This is a genomic window from Pseudomonas sp. PVC-3-1 (assembly GCF_057444315.1).
On the sequence record NZ_CM172023.1, the window covers coordinates 419,601 to 439,774 of the forward strand.

Annotated in this window: 18 protein-coding genes; 7 read left to right on the forward strand and 11 right to left on the reverse strand. The window is 64.7% G+C overall.

The window, feature by feature from the left end; genetic code table 11:
- Positions 1-157 precede the first annotated feature (157 nt).
- The 9 genes from AC2T4A_RS02070 to bioB all read right to left on the reverse strand — a co-directional run bounded on the left by AC2T4A_RS02070 (position 158) and on the right by bioB (position 10,621).
- Complete coding sequence (locus AC2T4A_RS02070; protein ID WP_416743433.1) at positions 158-1,954, reverse strand: acyl-CoA dehydrogenase C-terminal domain-containing protein; 1,797 nt, start codon at positions 1,952-1,954, stop codon at positions 158-160.
- 118 nt (positions 1,955-2,072) lie between these two features.
- Positions 2,073-3,353, reverse strand: a complete 1,281-nt coding sequence (locus AC2T4A_RS02075; RefSeq protein ID WP_486742638.1) for a GGDEF domain-containing protein — start codon at positions 3,351-3,353, stop codon at positions 2,073-2,075.
- Positions 3,354-3,524: 171 nt separating this feature from the next.
- Positions 3,525-5,330 (reverse strand): phenylacyl-CoA dehydrogenase, encoded by a 1,806-nt coding sequence (locus AC2T4A_RS02080; RefSeq protein ID WP_138525329.1) that lies wholly within the window; start codon positions 5,328-5,330, stop codon positions 3,525-3,527.
- Positions 5,331-5,636: 306 nt separating this feature from the next.
- Entirely contained in the window at positions 5,637-5,867 is a 231-nt protein-coding gene (locus AC2T4A_RS02085) for a hypothetical protein (RefSeq protein WP_416743438.1), read from the reverse strand.
- Positions 5,868-5,941: 74 nt separating this feature from the next.
- Positions 5,942-6,625: a dethiobiotin synthase gene (gene bioD, locus AC2T4A_RS02090; protein ID WP_486742639.1), complete on the reverse strand. Its 684-nt coding sequence runs from the start codon at positions 6,623-6,625 to the stop codon at positions 5,942-5,944.
- A gap of 105 nt (positions 6,626-6,730) precedes the next feature.
- Complete coding sequence (gene bioC / locus AC2T4A_RS02095) at positions 6,731-7,528, reverse strand: malonyl-ACP O-methyltransferase BioC (protein ID WP_416743442.1); 798 nt, start codon at positions 7,526-7,528, stop codon at positions 6,731-6,733.
- The gene (locus AC2T4A_RS02100) at positions 7,521-8,246 is read right to left on the reverse strand and encodes an alpha/beta fold hydrolase (RefSeq protein WP_478378270.1); all 726 of its coding nucleotides are present in this window, start codon (positions 8,244-8,246) and stop codon (positions 7,521-7,523) included. The genes bioC and AC2T4A_RS02100 overlap by 8 nt, the downstream gene beginning before the upstream one ends.
- Complete coding sequence (gene bioF / locus AC2T4A_RS02105; protein ID WP_486742640.1) at positions 8,239-9,444, reverse strand: 8-amino-7-oxononanoate synthase; 1,206 nt, start codon at positions 9,442-9,444, stop codon at positions 8,239-8,241. Before bioF ends, AC2T4A_RS02100 begins: the two co-directional genes overlap by 8 nt.
- 118 nt (positions 9,445-9,562) lie before the next feature.
- A complete protein-coding gene (gene bioB, locus AC2T4A_RS02110; RefSeq protein WP_054907998.1) occupies positions 9,563-10,621 on the reverse strand; it encodes a biotin synthase BioB in 1,059 nt (352 codons plus the stop codon).
- Positions 10,622-10,862: 241 nt separating this feature from the next.
- Between bioB and AC2T4A_RS02115 the strand changes: the two genes are divergently transcribed.
- The 6 genes from AC2T4A_RS02115 (at position 10,863) to rarD (ending at position 15,441) form a co-directional block, all read left to right on the forward strand.
- Positions 10,863-11,156, forward strand: coding sequence for a hypothetical protein (locus tag AC2T4A_RS02115; RefSeq protein ID WP_416743448.1), 294 nt, complete (start codon positions 10,863-10,865; stop codon positions 11,154-11,156).
- A gap of 37 nt (positions 11,157-11,193) precedes the next feature.
- A complete protein-coding gene (locus AC2T4A_RS02120; RefSeq protein ID WP_416743450.1) occupies positions 11,194-11,916 on the forward strand; it encodes a ComFC family protein in 723 nt (240 codons plus the stop codon).
- A 93-nt stretch (positions 11,917-12,009) separates the two neighbouring features.
- Entirely contained in the window at positions 12,010-12,774 is a 765-nt protein-coding gene (locus AC2T4A_RS02125; protein ID WP_416743452.1) for a TOBE domain-containing protein, read from the forward strand.
- 118 nt (positions 12,775-12,892) lie between these two features.
- Entirely contained in the window at positions 12,893-13,264 is a 372-nt protein-coding gene (locus tag AC2T4A_RS02130; protein ID WP_416743454.1) for a substrate-binding domain-containing protein, read from the forward strand.
- 68 nt (positions 13,265-13,332) lie between these two features.
- Complete coding sequence (locus AC2T4A_RS02135; RefSeq protein WP_416743456.1) at positions 13,333-14,307, forward strand: serine/threonine protein kinase; 975 nt, start codon at positions 13,333-13,335, stop codon at positions 14,305-14,307.
- A gap of 246 nt (positions 14,308-14,553) precedes the next feature.
- Complete coding sequence (rarD, locus tag AC2T4A_RS02140; protein ID WP_416743458.1) at positions 14,554-15,441, forward strand: EamA family transporter RarD; 888 nt, start codon at positions 14,554-14,556, stop codon at positions 15,439-15,441.
- A gap of 646 nt (positions 15,442-16,087) precedes the next feature.
- On the opposite strand, the gene AC2T4A_RS02145 is transcribed toward rarD, so the two are convergent.
- On the reverse strand, positions 16,088-16,606 hold the full coding sequence (locus AC2T4A_RS02145; protein ID WP_045212798.1) for a glycine cleavage system transcriptional repressor: 519 nt from the start codon (positions 16,604-16,606) through the stop codon (positions 16,088-16,090).
- Between the two features lie 19 nt (positions 16,607-16,625).
- Positions 16,626-17,075 (reverse strand): GNAT family N-acetyltransferase, encoded by a 450-nt coding sequence (locus AC2T4A_RS02150; protein WP_416743460.1) that lies wholly within the window; start codon positions 17,073-17,075, stop codon positions 16,626-16,628.
- A gap of 294 nt (positions 17,076-17,369) precedes the next feature.
- Between AC2T4A_RS02150 and AC2T4A_RS02155 the strand changes: the two genes are divergently transcribed.
- Positions 17,370-19,559: a malate synthase G gene (locus AC2T4A_RS02155; RefSeq protein WP_486742641.1), complete on the forward strand. Its 2,190-nt coding sequence runs from the start codon at positions 17,370-17,372 to the stop codon at positions 19,557-19,559.
- The last annotated feature ends 615 nt before the right edge of the window (positions 19,560-20,174 follow it).

Consider the following 20,174-nt stretch of genomic DNA (forward strand, 5'->3'; position numbering starts at 1 on the left):
AATAGGAGGTACACGAAGGTACGCCGCCGGAGTTTACTCCAACAACTTTTCAGACTTTAAGCGTCATGATGTGACCACACAACTATAGATTGGTCACAATATGTAGCGAAAAACGAGGAGACCCGCACGCAGCGGGCCTCCTTGTCTGGCACGGGGATTACAGCGCGAACTGCTCGGCCGACAGGCGCATCAGCACTTCAGAACCGGCCTCCACTGCCGCTACATGACCCGACGCGCGGGGCAGCAGGCGGCTGAAGTAGAACTCGGCGGTGGCCAGCTTGGTTTCGTAGAAGGCCTTCTCGCCGGCGCCTTCCTCCAGCTTCTGCCCGGCGACCAGCGCCATGCGCAGCCAGAAGTAGCCGAGGGTGACGTAGCCGGAGAACATCAGGTAATCCACCGAGGCAGCGCCGACTTCGTCCGGGTTCTTCATGGCGGCCATGCCGACCTTCTGGGTCAGTTCGCCCCACTGCTTGTTCAGCGCCGCCAGCTGGGCCACCTGGACCTTGAGCTGCGGGTGCTCGGCGTGCTGCTGGCAGAGCTGATGGACGAGTTTGGTGAAGCCCATCAGCAGCTTGCCCTGGCTGCCGAGGACCTTGCGGCCCAGCAGGTCCAGCGCCTGGATGCCGTTGGTGCCCTCGTAGATCGGCGCGATGCGGCAGTCGCGCACCAGCTGCTCCATGCCCCACTCGCGGATGAAGCCGTGGCCGCCGAACACCTGCATGCCGTGGTTGGTCACTTCCAGGCCGGTTTCGGTCATGAAGGCCTTGCAGATCGGGGTGAGGAAGGCCAGCAGGTTGGCCGCGCGCTCGCGCTCCTCGGCGTCCTGGGACAGGTGCTCGATGTCCAGCAGCTGCGCGGTGAAGTAGGCCAGCGCACGGTTGCCTTCGTTGAACGCCTTCATGGTCAGCAGCATGCGGCGCACGTCCGGGTGGACGATGATCGGGTCGGCGGGCTTCTCCGGCGCCTTCGGGCCGGTCAGCGAACGCATCTGCAGGCGATCCTGGGCGTAGCGCACGGCGCCCTGGTAGCTGGTTTCGCCAAGGCAGAGGCCCTGCATGCCGGTGCCCAGGCGCGCGTGGTTCATCATGGTGAACATGCAGGCCAGGCCCTTGTTGGCTTCGCCGATCAGGAAGCCCTTGGCGCCGTCGAAGTTCATCACACAGGTGGCCGACGCCTTGATGCCCATCTTGTGCTCGATGGAGCCACAGGCCACGGCGTTGCGGCTACCCACCTCACCGTTCGCATCCAGATTGAACTTGGGCACGATGAACAGCGAGATGCCCTTGGTCCCGGCCGGCGCGTCAGGCAGCTTGGCCAGCACCAGGTGGATGATGTTCTCGGAGAGGTCGTGCTCACCGGCGGAGATGAAGATCTTGGTGCCGGTAATCGCATAGCTGCCGTCCGCATTGGGCACGGCGCGGGTCTTGATGATGCCCAGGTCGGTACCGCAGTGCGGCTCGGTCAGGCACATGGTGCCGGTCCAGACAGCACTGGTCATGCGCGGCAGGTAGGTGTTCTTCTGCTCTTGCGTGCCGTGGGCGTGGATGGCGGCCATGGCGCCCTTGGTCAGGCCGGGGTACATGCCCCAGGAGCAGTTGGAGGCGCCGATCATCTCGCTGACCAGCAGGCCGAGGGACGGCGGCAGACCCTGGCCACCGTATTCAGGATCGCTGGAGACGCCGTTCCAGCCAGCCTCGACGTACTGCGCAAAGGCATCCTTGAAGCCCTTGGGCGTGGTCACCACACCGTTGTCGAAGTGGCAGCCTTCCTCGTCGCCGGAGCGGTTCAGCGGGGCGATGACCTGCTCACAGAACTTCGCGCCTTCCTCGAGGATGGCGGCGAACATATCCGGGGTGGCGTCGGTGGCGCCGAGGGCTTCGTAGCGGCCGGTGAAGTCGAAGACTTCGTCGGTGAGGAAGCGCACGTCGCGCAGGGGGGCCTTGTACTCGGGCATCGCGAATCTCCGTTCGGTTCGTGCGCCGAAGCGGCGCGGAAACCTCGAACCTAACGGTGCGTGACCGCCCGGACAATCACGCTGCACGCGCTGAATGCGCAGTCATAACGCAAGCCGCTCAGGCGGTGCGCACCGCTCCGCGACGCGATTGCCCATGCACGGCCACGCGGTTACGCCCGCCGCTCTTGGCCGAATACAGCGCCTCGTCAGCGCCCTTGATGACTTCTTCCGGGCTGCGCCGCTCGCCGTCGCGCTCAGCGACACCGACGCTGATGGTCACCGAGACGGTCTGCGAATCCTTGCCGATACGTTTGTTGCGGCCCTGGCGGTCGTTCCTGGGACGGTTGCCACGGTCGCGCAGATACATTGCATAGCCCTCGATGGCCTGACGCACACCGTCCAGATGAGGCAGGCACTGCTCCACCGTCTTGCCGGCGAACACCAGGGTGAATTCTTCACCGCCATAACGGTACGCCTTGCCACCGCCACCGGTGCGACGCAGTTGGCTGGCGACCATGCGCAGCACCTGGTCGCCGACGTCGTGACCGTGGCTGTCGTTGAATTTCTTGAAGTGGTCCACGTCGATCATCGCCAGCACGTACTGCTGGCCCAGTCGCTGGAAACGCTCGTTCAGCGCGCGGCGACCCGGCAGGCCGGTGAGCTCGTCGCGGAAGGCCATCTGGTAGGCCTCGTGCGCTACCGCACCGGCGAGGGTGAGCATCACCAGGCTGGTCATCACGGTGAGCGCATGGGGCAGGATGAACACCTTGGGCAACATCCACAGCAACCCGAGCAGGCCAACCAGTTGCGCGGCGTGCAACGGGCGCGGCTGGCGCACGTAGGCAGCGATCAGGGCGATGAAGGCCATCAGGAAACCGAAGTAGGACAACTGCGCGAGGTTCATCCACTGCCCGTGCAACGCCGGCCAGTAGGTGTCGCTGAGCAGCTCCGCAAGCCCCTGCGGGAAGCGCTTGGCCAGGGCCGTCGCCATGCCGGCTACGGCGATCAACGCGGCGCTGCGGGCCAGCAGGTCCTGCAGCAGGTGCATGCGCTCCTGCCAGATGCCGTACATCCCATAGAGCAGCGGCAGCAGCACGCAGCACAGGTGGAAGACCAGCGCGGCTTCGGGCATCACCACGCGGCGGGCCTGGAAGTAGTCGACCTGGGTATCGAGCAGGAAGTAGGCGATATACACGCAGGTCAGCATGAACAGCTGGCGCTGGCGGTTGTAGACCAGGCATAGCGCGCCGCCGAGCAACAGCAACAGAGTCGGCAGGACGTTGAACAGCGAAGTGAAGAAGTCGGACAGTTCGGCCAGGGAGCCGGCGACGACGCCGGCCGGGATCAGCAGCAGAGGCGTGAGGAAGTGGCTGAGCCGGTAGGGGGCCGTGGGTCGCACAAGGGGTTCCGCAGGGTGGATACCGGGCTCACGGTCAGGCGGCCGGCAAGTGGCGTAATGATGGCATTTTCTGCAGGCATTTGCGTGATTTCAGATACGAAAAAGCCCGCCTTGCGGCGGGCTTCTTCCTGTTCAGCAGACGGACGGCAGGCCGTCCGGCTAGCGCGCTGATCAGTAACCGAGGGCGAAATCTTCCTCGGCCAGGTCCATCAGGTTGTTGGCGCCGGACAGCATGGAGCCAACGTGCGCGCGGGTGCGCGGCAGGATGCGCTGGAAGTAGAAGCGCGCGGTCTTCAGCTTGGCCTGGTAGAAGGCCTCTTCGCTGGTACCGGCAGCCAGCTTCTCGGCAGCCAGGCGAGCCATGTCGGCCCAGAAGTAAGCCAGGCAGGCGTAGCCGGAGAACATCAGGTAGTCGACCGAAGCGGCACCGACTTCCTCACGATCCTTCATGGCAGCCATGCCGACCTTCATGGTCAGGTCGCCCCACTCCTTGTTCAGCGCCGCCAGCGGTGCGACGAACTCTTTGACCGCTTCGTTGGCTTCGTTGGCCTGGCAGAACTTGTGCACGATCTTGGTGAAGCCCTTGAGCGCTTCGCCCTGGGTCATGAGGATCTTGCGGCCCAGCAGGTCCAGCGCCTGAACGCCGGTGGTGCCTTCGTACAGCATGGAGATGCGGCTGTCGCGGACGTTCTGTTCCATGCCGTGCTCGGCGATGAAGCCGTGGCCGCCATAGATCTGCACGCCGTGGTTGGCGGCTTCGAAGCCCACTTCAGTCATGAACGCCTTGGCGATCGGAGTGAGGAAGGCCAGCATCGAGTCAGCGGCTTTCTTCTCTTCTTCGTCCTGGCTGCGCTGAACGATGTCGACCTGCTTGGCAGCGAAGTACAGCATGGCGCGGTTGCCTTCGGCGAAAGCCTTGGCGGTCAGCAGCATGCGGCGTACGTCCGGGTGCACGATGATCGGGTCAGCGGCTTTTTCCGGGGCTTTCGGGCCGGTCAGCGAACGCATCTGCAGACGCTCGCGAGCGTAGGCGATGCCACCCTGGAAACCGATTTCGGCGTGGGCCAGGCCTTGCAGCGCGGTACCCAGGCGAGCGGTGTTCATGAAGGTGAACATGCAGTTCAGGCCCTTGTTCGGCGGGCCGATCAGGAAGCCGGTGGCGGCGTCGAAGTTCATCACGCAGGTGGCGTTGCCGTGGATGCCCATCTTGTGTTCGATGGAGCCACAGGAAACGGCGTTGCGCTCGCCCACATTGCCTTCGGCGTTGGGCAGGAACTTCGGCACGATGAACAGCGAGATGCCCTTGGTGCCCTGCGGGGCGTCGGGCAGGCGGGCCAGCACGATATGGACGATGTTGTCGGCCATGTCGTGTTCGCCAGCGGAGATGAAGATCTTGGTACCGGTGATCTTGTAGGTGCCGTCAGCCTGCGGCTCGGCCTTGGTGCGCAGCATGCCCAGGTCGGTGCCGCAATGCGGCTCGGTCAGGCACATGGTGCCGGTCCACTCGCCGGAAACCAGCTTGGTCAGGTAGGCGTGCTGCTGCTCCGGGGTACCGTGGGCATGCAAGGTGTTCATGGCGCCGTGGGACAGGCCCGGGTACATGCCCCAGGACCAGTTGGCCTGGCCAACCATCTCGCTGATGGCCAGACCCAGAGATTCGGGCAGACCCTGACCGCCGTGCTCGACGTCATGGGCCAGGCTCGGCCAGCCGCCTTCGACGAACTGCTGGTAGGCCTCTTTGAAGCCGGTCGGAGTCTTGACGCCTTCCGGGCTCCATTTGCAGCCTTCCAGGTCGCCAGTGCGGTTCAGCGGAGCGATTACCTGTTCGCAGAACTTGGCACCCTCTTCGAGGATGGCATTGACCATGTCCGGGGTGGCGTCTTCAGCGCCCGGCAGGTTCTGGTAGTGCGCTTCGTAGCCCAGCAGCTCGTCGCGAACGAAACGGATATCACGCAAGGGGGCCTTGTAATCAGGCATAGCGGTAAACCTCTACGAAGGGTTCTGGTTAATGGGCGACCGGTCGCTGCGGTCGCAGTGCGGGAGCATTCCCGGCCGCCCAGTCGGTGCGCGCACGCATCCAGACAGTCAAACAGGCGTTTGAAACATACGTTTACGCCATACCCTTGTCAAGCGTCCAAACCGACCGCCTGGTCACGCTCGCGGGGCAGTCCACGGGCACATTCGCAGCAACGTCCTGACGCTAATTAAAGCCCATTGCAGAGCGGCCGGCGTGTCACAGGGACAGCCGGCCGCTCGGGGAGATTCGATGTCAGGGGGGAAGCGTCAGGCGCGGATATCGATGAGGGTGCCGAGCGTTTCGTCGGCGGCCTGGATGACCTTGGCGTTGGCCTTGACTTCATGCTCGCCGCGACGCAGGTCGACCAGGCGATCGTTCAGAACTTCACTGGGCGCGCTGCCCGCGGTAGCGATGTCGGTGCTGGCGCGGTCGACGCGGCGCTGGCCGCTCTGCACGCCATAAAGGCCCGCAGAGAAAGCATTACCGGAAATTTCCATCGCAGCGCCTCCACAACAAAAAGCAGCAAGTGGCCATTATTCAAGCAGACAGACCGCCCCAGGCCAAGGCTCGGTTACAAATCCAGAATGCCCAGGTCCAGGTGCGCGGCCACCGCCGCCGGAGTTGCGTGGGCCAGGTGCGGCACTCGTCCAACGCAGGGCGCGGGCAGGCGCTCGGCGAGGGTCGCGAGGTTCTCCTCCAGGCGGGAGGTCTGCGGATCGACGATATTCGCCACCCAGCCGGCCAGCACCAGACCGTCGCGCTGGATCGCCTCGGCGCTGAGCACGGCGTGGTTGATGCAGCCCAGGCGCACGCCGACGACGAGGATCACCGGCAGCTCCAGGGCGATGGCCAGGTCGGACAGGTTCTCCTCCCCCGCCAATGGCACGCGCCAACCACCAGCGCCTTCCACCAGGGTGAAATCGGCGCCCAATTCCAGCACCGAACGCACCGGGCCCTTGAGTGCCTCCACCGTCAGCTTCACGCCCTGCTCGCGGGCGGCGAGATGCGGGGCGATCGCCGGCTCGAAGGCGAAGGGATTCACCTGGTCGTAGGCCAGCGGCAGGCTGCACTCGCCCAGCAGCGCCAGCGCATCGGAATTGCGCAGGCCTTCGGGAATACGCTCGCAACCGGAAGCCACCGGCTTGGCCGCCGCCGTGGACAACCCGGCCAGCCGCGCCGCATGCAGAAGGCCGGCGGCGAGGGTGGTCTTGCCGATTTCGGTGTCGGTACCGGTGACGAAGTAGGCGTGGGACATGGTTTTCCTCTGGTGCTCTTCGTAGAAGCGAGCCTGCTCGCGAACGGGACTCACCGGCAGCACCAGAGCTGGGCGGGTTCGCGAGCAGGCTCGCTCCTACAAGGGTCAGTTCTTGCGCAGGACGGCGTACACCACCCGGTAGGTCGCCGGCAGCCCTTCGGGCTGGCGGAAGCGCTCGTAGGCGGCGATCAGCGCACGCACCCGCTCACGCCCGGTGAGACCGTCGGGCCGGCCGGGGTTGAGGTTGTGCGCACCAAGCGCCTTGAGTTCATGGGTCAGGCTGCGCAGGTCGGGGAAGTGCAGGACACGGTCCTCGGTGCGCAGCTCCAGCACGTCCAGGCCGCTGCCTTGGCAATGCTGCCGGTACTGCTCGAAGGCACGAAAACGATTCACGTGGACAAAGCCGTCCACCGCTTCCCAGCTCTGCCGCAGCTCGCCCAGGGTGCCGCTGCAAAGGCTGCTGAAGGCCGCGACGCCACCCGGGCGCAGCACGCGGCGCGCCTCGCTCAGCACTGCCGCCAGGTCCGCGCACCACTGCACGGCGAGGCTGGAGAACAGCAGGTCCGCGGCGCCATCGCGCAGTGGCAGGCGTTCGGCATCACCGCCGATGAAATGCTGCGCACCGCCCTGCTCGCGGGCGTGGCGCAGCATGCCCTCGGCGATATCCACGGACAGGCCCTGTGCTTGTGGGTAACACGCCGCCAGGGCACGGGTGAAATAGCCGGTACCGCTGCCCAGGTCGATCCATCTCTGCGGAGCAGCCTGCGCCGGCAGCAATTCCAGCAGACGGCCGCCGACAGCGCGCTGCAGTTCAGCCACCGCGTCATAGGTCGACGCGGCGCGTGAGAAGGAGGCGGCTACCTGGCGTTTATCGGGCAGCGCACTGGTACTGCAATCAGGCATCGTCGCCCTCGTGGATGAACTTCAGAATGGCGCTCGCTACGTCGTCCGGCAGCTCCAGCGGCAGACCATGGCTGGCACCGGGCAGCAGGTTGACTTCAACGTCCGGCAACCACTCAAGCAGCGCGTCGGCGGCGCTCGCCGGGACCAGCGCATCGTTTTCGGCAAACAGGTGCAGTTGCGGGCCAGGGTAGCGGCCGAGTGCGCTGCGGGTATCGAGTTGCCCCAGCAGTTGCAGGCCCGCGGTGAGCCCTTCGACATTCAGTTGCGGCAACGCCACCTGCAACTGACGAGCGAGGGTGCGCGCGTCGCGAGCGCCCTGGCTGACCAACATCGTGAAACGCTTGCGCACCAGATGCGGCTCCAGCAGGAAGGCCTCGAAAAAGTCTTCGAAGACCTCATTGGCCATCGCATCCGGCCAATCCTCGCGGCGGCGGAAGCAGAGGTTGCTGGCAAGGGTAATCAGCCCCCGGCAGGACTCGCCACGGCGCGCCGCCAGTTCGGCGCCGAGCATGCCGCCCAGCGACCAGCCGGCGATCCAGGCGTCATGGGCGACGTTGTCGTCCAGTTCATCGAGCCACACATTCGGATCGGCGTCCCCCGGCAGCGGCTCGATCTGCACATTCAAATGCGGGGCCTGCTCCAGCAGCGCATCACGCAGCGGTTCCAGCGGCGCACTACCCAGGCCCCAGCCCGGCAGCAGGATCAGTTGGTCACGCATCATCGCCCTCCTCGGCATCGATCTCTGCCAGAAGGCTAGACGACACGCGCTGCGAGCTTTCGGCGAGCGCCAGCAGCAGGCGGTCAACCTGCGCTTCGGTGTGGGAGGCGGACAGGGTCACGCGCAGGCGCGCCGTGCCGGCCGGCACGGTGGGCGGGCGGATCGCTCCGACAAGGATGCCGCGCTGGCGCAGCTCGGCGGACAACGCCATGGCCTGGGCGCTGCCACCAACAAGGATCGGCTGGATCGGCGTAGGGCTGTCCATCAGGCTCAGGCCGATGGCCTCGGCGCCGGCACGGAAGCGCGCGATCAGCCCATTCAGGTAATCACGGCGCCAGCTCTCGGCGCGCAGCAGCTCCAGGCTTTTCAGCGTGGCACAGGCCACGGCCGGTGGCTGGCTGGTGGTGTAGATGTAGGGGCGGGCGAACTGGATCAGCGTCTCGATCAGCTCTTCGCTGCCGGCGACGAAGGCGCCAGCGGTGCCGAAAGCCTTGCCGAGGGTGCCGACCAGTACGGGCACATCCTCCATGCCCAGCCCGAAGTGTTCGACGATGCCGCCACCGGTCGCACCCAGTGGGCCGAAACCGTGGGCGTCGTCGACCATCACCCAGGCGCCCTTCTCCCTGGCCTTGCTACAGAGTGCGGGCAAGTCGGCCAGGTCGCCGTCCATGCTGAACACGCCATCGGTAACGACCAGCGTGTTGCCTTCAGCCTTCTCCAGACGGGAGGCGAGGCTGGTGGCGTCGTTGTGCAGGTAGCGCGAGAAGCGCGCACCAGACAGCAGCCCGGCATCCAGCAGCGAAGCGTGGTTGAGGCGGTCCTCCAGCACGCTGTCGCCCTTGCCGACGAGCGCGGTGACGGTACCGAGGTTGGCCATGTAGCCGGTGGAAAACAGCAGCGCGCGCGGACGGCCGGTGAACTCGGCCAGCGCCAGCTCCAGTTCGTGGTGCGGACCGCAGTGGCCGTTGACCAGGTGCGAGGCGCCACCGCCGACGCCCCAGCGCTCAGCGCCGACACGCATGGCGGCAATCACCTCGGGGTGATTGGCCAGGCCCAGGTAATCGTTGGAACAGAAGGCCAGCATCGGCTGGCCGTCGATGACCACTTCCGGTCCCTGCGGCGATTCCAGCAGCGGACGGCGGCGGTAGAGGTCGTCCGCCTGGCGCTGGGCCAGACGGGCGGAGAGATCGAAAGGCATACGCAACCCTGTGTCGGCGGCAGAGCTGTTGTAGGAGCGAGCTAGCTCGCGAACGGCCCGGCACCGAAGTATTCGGAGAGACTGTTCGCGAGCAAGCTCGCTCCTACATCAAGGGCGGTCAGGCCGAAGCCGCGTTATAGAACAGCTGGGAGTCGCGTTGTTCCACCAGCGCCTGCTCGATGGCGGCCTGGTGCACCTCGTCGGCGTGCTCCTCGCGCTCCTCGGGCTTGATGCCCAGGCGTGCGAACAGCTGCATGTCCTTCTCGGCCTGCGGGTTGGTGGTGGTCAGCAGCTTCTCGCCGTAGAAGATCGAGTTGGCGCCAGCCATGAAAGCCAGGGCCTGCATCTGCTCGTTCATCTGCTCGCGGCCGGCGGACAGGCGCACGTGGGATTTCGGCATCATGATGCGGGCGACCGCCAGGGTACGGATGAAGTCGAACGGATCGACGTCCTTCTCCTCGGCCAGCGGGGTGCCCTTCACCTTTACCAGCATGTTGATCGGCACCGACTCCGGATGCTCGGGCAGGTTGGCCAGCTGGATCAGCAGGCCAGCACGGTCGTCCACCGACTCGCCCATGCCGAGGATGCCGCCGGAGCAGATCTTCATGCCCGCCTCGCGCACGTACGCCAGGGTCTGCAGGCGCTCGCTGTAGGTGCGGGTGGTGATGATGTTGCCGTAGAACTCCGGCGAGGTATCGAGGTTGTGGTTGTAGTAGTCCAGGCCCGCTTCGGCCAGCGACTGGGTCTGCTCCTGGGTCAGCTTGCCCAGGGTCATGCAGGTTTCCAGGCCAAGCTTCTTCACGCCCTTCACCATTTCCAGCACGTAGGGCATGTCCTTCGCCGAAGGATGCTTCCAGGCAGCGCCCATGCAGAAGCGCGTCGAGCCGATGGCCTTGGCTTCAGCAGCGGCCTGCAGCACCTTCTGCACTTCCATCAGCTTTTCCTTGTCCAGGCCGGTGTTGTAGTGGCCGGACTGCGGGCAATATTTGCAGTCTTCCGGGCAGGCGCCGGTCTTGATCGACAGCAGGGTAGAAACCTGTACGCGGTTCGGGTCGAAATGCGCGCGGTGCATCGTCTGCGCCTGGAACAGCAAATCGTTGAAAGGCTGTTCGAACAGGGCGCGGACTTCGGCAAGGGTCCAGTCGTGGCGGGTTACTTGGGCTGCGGTGGCACTCATCGGCAAAGTCCTTCGACGCTTGGGGGCGCCTCTTGTCTAAGGTGCCCCGGCGGCGCGCCACCGGGGAAATCAGGCTCAAGGCATCATATGTGGAGCTGTGACGCTGTCAACCACTCTTGCGACACAGGTAGACAAGTGACCATTTATTGATCAACAGCAGCAATCCCGTTGCGGTTGCGGCTGAACCGATCCAGCCACTTGCCGCTCCAATCAGGCAGAACACTCAGGAGTCATACCCCAGATGGGAACAGAAGGATTCTTCGACGGCCTCGGCCAGATGGTCGGCAAGGCCATCCGCTTTATCGTCGATCTGCTGTCGGGCGTGCTCGGCGGCTTGTGGCGCGCCATGGACGACTTCTTCCACGGCTTGGCGCGGGCTGTCGGAATCGACGTCTCGATCTTCAGCTTCGTCCTGCTCTTCATCGGCCTGCTGCTGCTCTACAGTGGCGTCCGCGCTTTTCTGCGGCGCTCGATCTTTGGCGGGCTGATCTGGACGGTGCTGGGCCTGGTGGTGCTGAGCTGGCTGATTCACTGAGTCGCTCCCGCTGACCGCCCGCCCATGGAGGGGCTGAATGCGGTTGTTGCAATGGCGTCCCGTCTGGTGGCGCCCTCGGGTGCAATGCCTGCTCTGCGGAGCCACGGCCGAACAGGCCGCCCTGCCGCTCTGCGCCGGCTGTGACGACGACCTGCCATGGCTTGCCGGGCAGTGCACGGTATGCGCCCTTCCCCTGCCGGCTTCCGGCCTGACCTGCGGCCAATGCCTGCGCCGCGCACCGGCTTTCCATCGCGTCGAAACACCACTGCGCTACGGCTTCCCCGTCGACGCGCTGGTCACGCGCTTCAAGCACCAGGCCAATGCACCGCTGGGCCGATTGCTCGGCCAGTTGCTGGAACGCCATCTGCTGCACGCGTACGGAGACGGGCTGACGCGTCCCGACCGGCTGGTCCCCGTGCCGCTCTCGCGCCGTCGCGAGCGGCAACGCGGCTTCAACCAGGCGCAACTGCTGGCGGACTGGCTGGCCACCCCCCTGCGCCTGCCTGTGGATAACCACCTTCTCCGTCGCACGCAGGATACGCCGCCCCAGCAGGGCCTGGACGCCATTACCCGCAAGCGCAACCTGCGAAACGCCTTCGCCCTGGCCGCTGGCGCGAGCGTTGAAGGCCTGCACCTGGCACTGGTGGACGACGTGCTCACCACCGGCGCCACCGCCGAGCGCATCGCCCGCCTGCTGCGCCATGCGGGGGCGCGGCGAGTCGACGTCTACTGCCTGGCGCGCACGCCAGCCCCGGAATAGACGACCGTTGGGCCACATTCCCGACATCTGCCCCTTGCGTTTTGCCCGCCAGCAACGGAGCCTCGCTGCATACCAATAAGCACCCGCGAAACCATGACCACCCTCAGCCTGTTGACCCAACACGTTACTCGCCGCCCGCAGCGCATTGCCCTGCTGGCCCAGATCGCCCAGCTCGGCTCGATCACCCATGCCGCCAAGGCCGCCGGGATGAGCTACAAGACCGCCTGGGACGCCATCGATGAACTGAACAACCTCTCCGACCGCCCGCTGGTGGAACGCAGCGTCGGCGGCAAAGGCGGCGGCGGAGCGCGCCTGACCACCGAGGGCGAGCGCCTGCTGGCGCTGTACCAGCGCCTGGAAGCCCTGCGCGAGCACATCGTCGAGCACGTCGAGCACCAGGCCGACCTGGAGCTGATCGGCCGCCTGATGATGCGCACCAGCGCGCGCAACCAGCTGCACGGCCGCGTCATTCAGGTGGAACCCTCCGGCCTCAATGACCTGGTGAGCATCGAATTGCCCGGTGGCGCGCGCATCCAGGCGCGAGTCACCCGCGAGAGCACCGAGAAGCTGGAACTGGCCGACGGCGTGCCGGTGGTCGCACTGATGAAGGCCGGCTGGCTCTATGTCGACCTGCCGCACATCCCCTGCCCGGAAGGGCTGAATGCGCTGGAAGGCCATATCGATGACATCCGCGAAGCCGACGACGGCCCCAGCGAAGTACGCATTCAACTGCCCAGCGGGCAGATGCTCTGCGCCCTGACCGACCCCGAGCGCATCGACATCCTCGGGCTGAAACCCGGTTCGGCGGTCCGCGCGCAGTTCTCCCCGGCGCAGGTGATCCTCGGCACGCCGCTATAGTCTCCCCGTCACATGAGTTTCCCTGCCTCATATCAAGCCCCAGGACGTCGCGCCGCGCTCCAATAACCGCCAGAGTCCCGCCCACGCCGGGCGGGCTTCGGCCAATCGGAGCCCCACCATGCGCCGCCCACTGCTACTGCTCGCCCTGCTGCTCCTGCCCTTCGCCAGCCAGGCCGGCCCTGACGTACTGCGAGTCGGCGCCAGCAACGATCTGATGCCCATGCTGGAGCCGCTGGTGGACCAGTACCAGATCGACACCCGCAACAAGGTGCTGCTGATCGGTGGCGGCGAGGAGGAACTGGCCGAGCAGGTCCGCCAAGGCACGCCCTACGACCTGCTGCTGACGCCGCTGCACAGCTCGGACAAACCGGCGCAAGTGGTCGAATGCAAAGCCCGCTCGATGCAGAAACTGACCCTGGTGAAGGGTGAGCGCCGGGCGCTGGCCACGGACTTCGTCGAGTACCTGGGCAAGCACTGCTCCGACCACTGAGGCGACTTCCCACCCATTATCGGTGGACTGGGTACACTAGGCAGCTTTACCACTGCTGGATCGTCGCCATGTCTCATCCATTTTCCGACCTCACGCCCGATCTGGTACTGGATGCAGTGGAAAGCATCGGCTTCCTCAGCGATGCCCGCGTACTCGCGCTCAACAGCTACGAGAACCGCGTCTACCAGGTAGGCATCGAGGACAGCGAGCCGCTGATCGCCAAGTTCTACCGTCCCGGGCGCTGGACCACCGAGGCGATCCTGGAGGAGCACGCCTTCTCCGCCGAACTGGCCGAATGCGAAGTCCCGGTGGTTGCACCGCTGGTGCATGAGGGCAAGACCCTCTTCGAGCACGCCGGCTTCCGCTTCACGCTGTTCCCCCGCCGCGGTGGCCGCGCGCCGGAGCCGGGCAATCTCGACCAGCTCTATCGCCTCGGCCAATTGCTCGGACGCCTGCACGCCGTGGGCGCCAGCCGCCCGTTCGAGCACCGTGAGTCGCTGACACCGCAGAACTTCGGCCATCAGTCCCTGGCTACCCTGCTGGAAGGCAACTTCATTCCCAAGAGCCTCCTGCCAGCGTACGAATCCGTGGCCCGCGACCTGCTGAAGAAGATCGACGACCTCTACGCCCGGGTGAAATACACACCGATCCGCATGCACGGCGATTGCCACCCCGGCAACCTGCTGTGCCGCGACGAGACCTTCCACGTCGTCGACCTCGACGATTGCCGCATGGGCCCGGCCGTGCAGGACTTGTGGATGATGCTCGCCGGCGAACGCCAGGAGCGCCTCGGGCAGCTCTCGGAACTGGTCGACGGCTACCAGGAGTTTCACGACTTCGACCCGCGCGAGCTGCCACTGATCGAAGGCCTGCGCGCCCTGCGCCTGATGCATTACAGCGCGTGGCTGGCCCGCCGCTGGGACGACCCGGCGTTCCCGCCGAGCTTCCCCTGGTTCGGCACCGAGCGTTACTGGGGCGAGCAGGTGCTGGTGCTGCGCGAGCAACTGGCGGCGCTGGATGAGGAGCCGCTGCGGTTGTTCTGACCGCGCCCGCGACCCTATTTGCTTTTCGTAGGAGCGAGCTTGCTCGCGAACCGCATTACACCGATTTCGCCGGCTAACAGGTTCGCGAGCAAGCTCGCTCCTACAGACAATGCCCTTCTGCGTAACGGCAACGTTACGCAGAATCTTTCGGACCCTGACGACATCCGCCGCAGCGGCACAGACAAGCCAGCGTGAGCGCCCTAGAATTGTGCAGCCACTCATTAGCTGCCTAACCAAGGATGTTCCATGGCCACCGCCAATCCCCGCCGGGGCTACGCCCTGGGCTTGACTGCCTATGTCATCTGGGGACTTTTCCCGATCTACTTCAAGCTCCTCGAACGCATCCCCGCCCTGGAAATCATCACTCACCGGGCTATCTGGTCGGCGGTGTTCGGCGCTCTCCTATTGCTCGTGTGGAAGCACCCCGGGTGGTGGCGCGAACTGCGCGAGAACCCCAAGCGCATCGCCGTACTCACCGCCAGCGGCCTGCTGATCGCCAGCAATTGGCTGGTCTACGTCTGGGCGGTGAACAACGGCCACATGATCGAGGCGAGCCTGGGCTATTACATCAACCCGCTGATCAACGTGCTGCTGGGAATGGTGATCCTGCGCGAACGTCTGCGCCCGCTGCAGTGGGTCGCAGTCGGCCTCGCTGCGCTGGGTGTTGCACAGCAGCTCTGGCAACTGGGCAGCCTGCCGTGGGTGTCGCTGGCACTGGCGCTGACCTTCGGCTTCTACGGGCTGATCCGCAAGCAGGCGCCGGTGGCTGCGCTGCCGGGCCTGGTGGTGGAGACCTGGATCCTGCTGCCACTGGCGATCGGCTACCTCGTGCTGTTCGCCGATGGCCCGAGCGTGCACGCAGACTTCTGGACCACCAAGGACGCCATCTGGCTCGCCGCCGCCGGCCCGATCACCCTGGTGCCGCTGGTGTGCTTCAACGCGGCCGCGCGCCACCTGCCTTACGCGACCCTGGGCTTCCTGCAGTACCTGGCACCAACCCTGGTGCTGCTGCAGGCGATTCTGCTGTTTGGCGAGCACCTGGACAGCACGCGCCTGATCTCCCTGTGCTGCATCTGGGCCGGCCTGGTCGTCTACAGCGTGGACATCTGGTATCGCCTCTCCCGCGGCGATTGATCATTAATTGATCCACTGCCTGCAAGTCACGTCTTTCGTGGCTTGCAGGCGAACACCACCAGTTTGTCCACAGCTCCATCCCGCGAATGCGGGGATAACGCTGGTTTCATCCACAAGCCGCCGCAGTCCGTTCCTCCCGGTGGCTCCTCGCCAACAGCACGATGCCAATTGATCATTCCTTGATCAAGATCGTGAAGACCTCGCTATATCTGGTCTCCAAGGATATTCCCCCGGCTTTTCCACAGGCTGATCCCCGCTTCGTGTGGATGCTTCAGCGCTGCCCGATCAGAAAGTGGACAACCCCCTGAAGAACAGAAACGACGCTGCCTGCAGCGTTCCATGAACGGCTTCTCCACAGACTCTTCCAGCGTAATTGTGCACAGCAGTGAGAATACCGGGAGCGCTCCGCCCATCGCGCACGCGCTGTACAGAAAACGACCACAACGCTACAAGCCCCGTAAACTGCGAACTCCAGCGACTTATCAACAGAATGCCCACGGTGCAATCCCCGCACTCTGTGCACAGCCGTGAGGAGGAAAGTGGATAAGCAGATTGGCAAGATACCCACGTGAAATGGGCCCTCTGTCAATTCATCAACAGAGAGCCCACAGGTTTTTCCACAAGAGTGGCGATCAGAGCGTGACGATTATTCCCCGCTGTGGAAATTCAGCTCCACCATCAGGTCGTCCGCCAGCTCTTCCAGCTTCTGCTGGAGGGTTTCCAGCGGCAGGGTCAGCGGCACGGCTAGCAGCGCCTCGGCATGGAACAGCGGCTCGCTGCTCATCGGCGCCGGCAGCACCTCGGTGGTCAGGCTTTCGAGGTTCACCCCGTGCTCAGCCAGCAACTGGGTGATATCGCGGACGATGCCGGGGCGGTCGTTACCCACCAGGTCGAGGTGAATAGGCTTCCAGTTGCAGGCCGGCTCGATGCCGCTCTCCGCCAGCAGCACGCGAATGCCGTGTTCGCTCAGCTCCTGCAGGCCTTCCACCAGTTCGTCATAGCCCTCGGCGGGCACGGCTACGCGAAGGATCCCGGCGAACTGCCCGGCCATGCGCGACATGCGGCTTTCCAGCCAGTTGCCGCCGTGGGCGGCGATGCATTTGGCCACGCGCTCCACCAGTCCGGGCTGGTCCTGGGCGATGACGGTCAAAACGAGGTGGTCCATGAGCAGTCTCCGCGAAGGGCTAGGCCGTGAGGTCCAGCCAATAGGTGTAGAACTTGTCGTCCCGCTTGTAGCCCAGGCGCTCGTACAGCGACTGGCCAGCGTGGTTGGTCTTCGCCGTCTCCAGCATCAGCCCGCAGGCGCCGGTGGCTTCGCCGTGGGCGCGGGCGGCGTTCATCAGCGCTTCACCGTAACCGTCGCGGCGCGCAGCAGGCAAAACGTAGAGGTCACTGACCAGCCAGGACGCCTGCAGCGCCAGCGAAGCGAAGAACGGGTAGAGCTGCACGAAGCCGACCGCCAGCCCATCGATGCTGCGCGCGATGAACACCGTGGACTGCCCGCTGCCGATACGCGCCTCGAGGAATTCGCGAATCTTCGCGTGGGGCGCAGGCACCTCGTAGAAATCGAGGTAGCCGGAAAACAGCGGAACCAGGTCATCCAGATCGGTGGGGGTGGCAAGCGTCACGGACATGCGGGATTCTCCAGGAGGGAAGAAGCAGTATAGGCACGGCGAGGTTAGCCGGCTGCGACGGGGTGCCACAGGTACCCATTCGGGTAATGCGTGTACAGTTTTAAGATTTATCTGGAACAATCCAGAGGATATTTGCGAACATAAGACCTGCTACGTGACTGATATGCGTACTTTGGTCTAACCGCGACGCTAGCCCACTGATTTTTCCCACGGCATCATGTAGTATTCCGCGGCTCGGACTACAAGGCGTTTTGCCTGTGTCCAGAGCTGGTCCTGAGCAGAGTGAGGCAAGCAATGACTGAACGCGTTCAAGTCGGTGGCCTGCAGGTCGCCAAAGTCCTTTTCGACTTCGTGAACAACGAAGCCATTCCCGGCACCGGCATCGAAGCCGGCAAGTTCTGGGCGGGCGTAGAAACCGTAATCAACGACCTGGCCCCCAAGAACAAGGCCCTGCTCGCCAAGCGCGATGACATCCAGGCAAAAGTCGACGGCTGGCACCAGGCCCGCGCCGGCAAGCCGCATGACGCAGCCGCCTACAAGGCCTTCCTGCACGAAATCGGTTACCTGCTGCCCGAGCCGGCCGACTTCCAGGCCAGCACCCAGAACGTCGACGAAGAAATCGCCCGTATGGCCGGCCCGCAGCTGGTGGTGCCGGTGATGAACGCGCGCTTCGCCCTGAACGCCGCCAACGCCCGCTGGGGCTCGCTGTACGACGCACTGTACGGCACCGACGCGATCAGCGAAGAGAACGGCGCCGAGAAGGGCAAGGGCTACAACAAGGTCCGCGGTGACAAGGTCATCGCCTTCGCCCGCGCCTTCCTCGACGAAGCCGCTGCGCTGGAATCCGGCTCCCACGTCGACGCCACCGCCTATGTGGTGAAGAACGGCGCACTGGCCGTCACCCTGAAGAACGGCAGCGAGACCGGCCTGAAGAACGCCGCCCAGTTCCTGGCCTTCCAGGGCGAAGCCGCCAACCCGAAAGCCGTGCTGCTCAAGCACAACGGCCTGCACTTCGAAATCCAGATCGACCCGACCAGCCCGATCGGCCAGACCGACGCCGCTGGCGTGAAAGACGTCCTGATGGAGTCCGCGCTGACCACCATCATGGACTGCGAAGACTCCGTGGCCGCCGTCGACGCCGACGACAAGGTCGTGGTCTACCGCAACTGGCTGGGCCTGATGAAAGGCGACCTCGCCGAACAGGTTTCCAAGGGCGGCAGCACCTTCACCCGCACCATGAACCCGGATCGCGTCTACACCAAGGCCGACGGTTCCGAGCTGAGCCTGCATGGCCGCTCCCTGCTGTTCGTGCGCAACGTTGGCCACCTGATGACCAACCCGGCGATCCTCGACGCACAGGGCAACGAAGTGCCCGAAGGCATCCAGGACGGCCTGTTCACCAGCCTGATCGCCATTCACAACCTGAACGGCAGCGCCACCCGCAAGAACAGCCGCACCGGCAGCGTGTACATCGTGAAGCCGAAGATGCACGGCCCGGAAGAAGTCGCCTTCGCCGCCGAAATCTTCAGCCGCGTCGAGGACCTGCTGGGCCTGCCGCGCAACACGCTGAAAGTCGGCATCATGGACGAAGAGCGCCGTACCACCGTCAACCTGAAGGCCTGCATCAAGGCCGCCGCCGAGCGCGTGGTGTTCATCAACACCGGCTTCCTCGACCGCACCGGTGACGAGATCCACACCTCCATGGAAGCCGGCGCCATGGTGCGCAAGGGCGCCATGAAGACCGAGAAGTGGATCGGTTCCTACGAGAACAACAACGTCGACGTCGGCCTGGCTACCGGCCTGCAGGGCAAGGCCCAGATCGGCAAAGGCATGTGGGCCATGCCCGACCTGATGGCCGCCATGCTCGAGCAGAAGATCGCTCACCCGCTGGCCGGCGCTAACACCGCCTGGGTTCCCTCGCCGACCGCCGCCACCCTGCACGCGCTGCACTACCACAAGGTCGACGTGTTCGCCCGCCAGGCCGAACTGGCCAAGCGCGCACCGGCTTCGGTGGACGACATCCTGACCATTCCGCTCGCCCCCAACACCAACTGGAGCGCGGAAGAGATCAAGAACGAGCTGGACAACAACGCCCAGGGCATCCTCGGCTACGTGGTCCGCTGGATCGACCAGGGCGTCGGCTGCTCCAAGGTGCCGGACATCAACGACGTCGGCCTGATGGAAGACCGCGCTACCCTGCGCATCTCCAGCCAGCTGCTGGCCAACTGGCTGCGCCACGGCGTAGTGACCCAGGAGCAGGTGCTGGAAAGCCTCAAACGCATGGCTTCGGTGGTTGATCGCCAGAACGCCAGCGACGCCCAGTACCGCCCGATGGCGCCGAACTTTGACGACAACGTGGCCTTCCAGGCCGCGCTGGAACTGGTCATCGAGGGCACCAAGCAGCCCAACGGCTACACCGAGCCGGTACTGCACCGCCGCCGCCGCGAATTCAAGGAAAAGAGTAAGGCCAAGAACGGTCTGTAAGGACTTTCGCGATGTGTTGAAGAAACCGCCCTCCGGGGCGGTTTTTTTATGGTCGCCGGGTGGTGAGTCGGTGCAATGCCGACCCTATCGCGGACGGAGTCCGCTCCTACGTGAAAGTTCTGCGCTCGGGTTGGCCCTCACCCTAACCCTCTCCAAGGGGGGAGAGGGGACCGTTCGGTGCAGGATGAAACCCTGGCGTCAACCGGATCGGATTGCTCTCCTCCCTGAGGGAGAGGGCTGGGGTGAGGGGGATGAATGAGTACGGACTCCCCAGAAAAAGACAGTTGCTCCTACATCAATGGGTCGGCCCGGTGTAGGAGCGGACTCTGTCCGCGATTGCCTTCCTGCCACACAAACCCGGACGCGTAACGCCTGTGCACAATTTTTGTGTACAAAATCCCCATTCCGTACATTTCCCATGCGCGCCATAACTGACTCTCAAGTCAATGATTGCCATGGGAAAATTATTTCCTGACCACTTGGACAGCCACCAATACCGCACCAAACAAGGGCTTCAGGCGATTGCAGATGCGGCTCGCGGAAGCGATTGAACGTGGCGCGCGACGGCCTGGCACGGAACTGGCTTTTGCACACAAACCAAAAAAGCCGTGCATA

Bases quoted from the DNA above. Each gene is read 5' to 3' on its own strand.
- AC2T4A_RS02145 (WP_045212798.1), bottom strand. From the start codon at position 16,606: ATGGACCACCTCGTTTTGACCGTCATCGCCCAGGACCAGCCCGGACTG.
- AC2T4A_RS02125 (WP_416743452.1), top strand. From the start codon at position 12,010: ATGACCACCCTCAGCCTGTTGACCCAACACGTTACTCGCCGCCCGCAG.
- rarD (WP_416743458.1), top strand. From the start codon at position 14,554: ATGGCCACCGCCAATCCCCGCCGGGGCTACGCCCTGGGCTTGACTGCC.
- AC2T4A_RS02155 (WP_486742641.1), top strand. From the start codon at position 17,370: ATGACTGAACGCGTTCAAGTCGGTGGCCTGCAGGTCGCCAAAGTCCTT.
- AC2T4A_RS02070 (WP_416743433.1), bottom strand. From the start codon at position 1,954: ATGCCCGAGTACAAGGCCCCCCTGCGCGACGTGCGCTTCCTCACCGAC.
- AC2T4A_RS02115 (WP_416743448.1), top strand. From the start codon at position 10,863: ATGGGAACAGAAGGATTCTTCGACGGCCTCGGCCAGATGGTCGGCAAG.
- AC2T4A_RS02130 (WP_416743454.1), top strand. From the start codon at position 12,893: ATGCGCCGCCCACTGCTACTGCTCGCCCTGCTGCTCCTGCCCTTCGCC.
- bioB (WP_054907998.1), bottom strand. From the start codon at position 10,621: ATGAGTGCCACCGCAGCCCAAGTAACCCGCCACGACTGGACCCTTGCC.
- bioD (WP_486742639.1), bottom strand. From the start codon at position 6,625: ATGTCCCACGCCTACTTCGTCACCGGTACCGACACCGAAATCGGCAAG.
- bioC (WP_416743442.1), bottom strand. From the start codon at position 7,528: ATGCCTGATTGCAGTACCAGTGCGCTGCCCGATAAACGCCAGGTAGCC.
- bioF (WP_486742640.1), bottom strand. From the start codon at position 9,444: ATGCCTTTCGATCTCTCCGCCCGTCTGGCCCAGCGCCAGGCGGACGAC.
- AC2T4A_RS02085 (WP_416743438.1), bottom strand. From the start codon at position 5,867: ATGGAAATTTCCGGTAATGCTTTCTCTGCGGGCCTTTATGGCGTGCAG.
- AC2T4A_RS02135 (WP_416743456.1), top strand. From the start codon at position 13,333: ATGTCTCATCCATTTTCCGACCTCACGCCCGATCTGGTACTGGATGCA.
- AC2T4A_RS02100 (WP_478378270.1), bottom strand. From the start codon at position 8,246: ATGCGTGACCAACTGATCCTGCTGCCGGGCTGGGGCCTGGGTAGTGCG.
- AC2T4A_RS02120 (WP_416743450.1), top strand. From the start codon at position 11,194: ATGCGGTTGTTGCAATGGCGTCCCGTCTGGTGGCGCCCTCGGGTGCAA.
- AC2T4A_RS02150 (WP_416743460.1), bottom strand. From the start codon at position 17,075: ATGTCCGTGACGCTTGCCACCCCCACCGATCTGGATGACCTGGTTCCG.
- AC2T4A_RS02080 (WP_138525329.1), bottom strand. From the start codon at position 5,330: ATGCCTGATTACAAGGCCCCCTTGCGTGATATCCGTTTCGTTCGCGAC.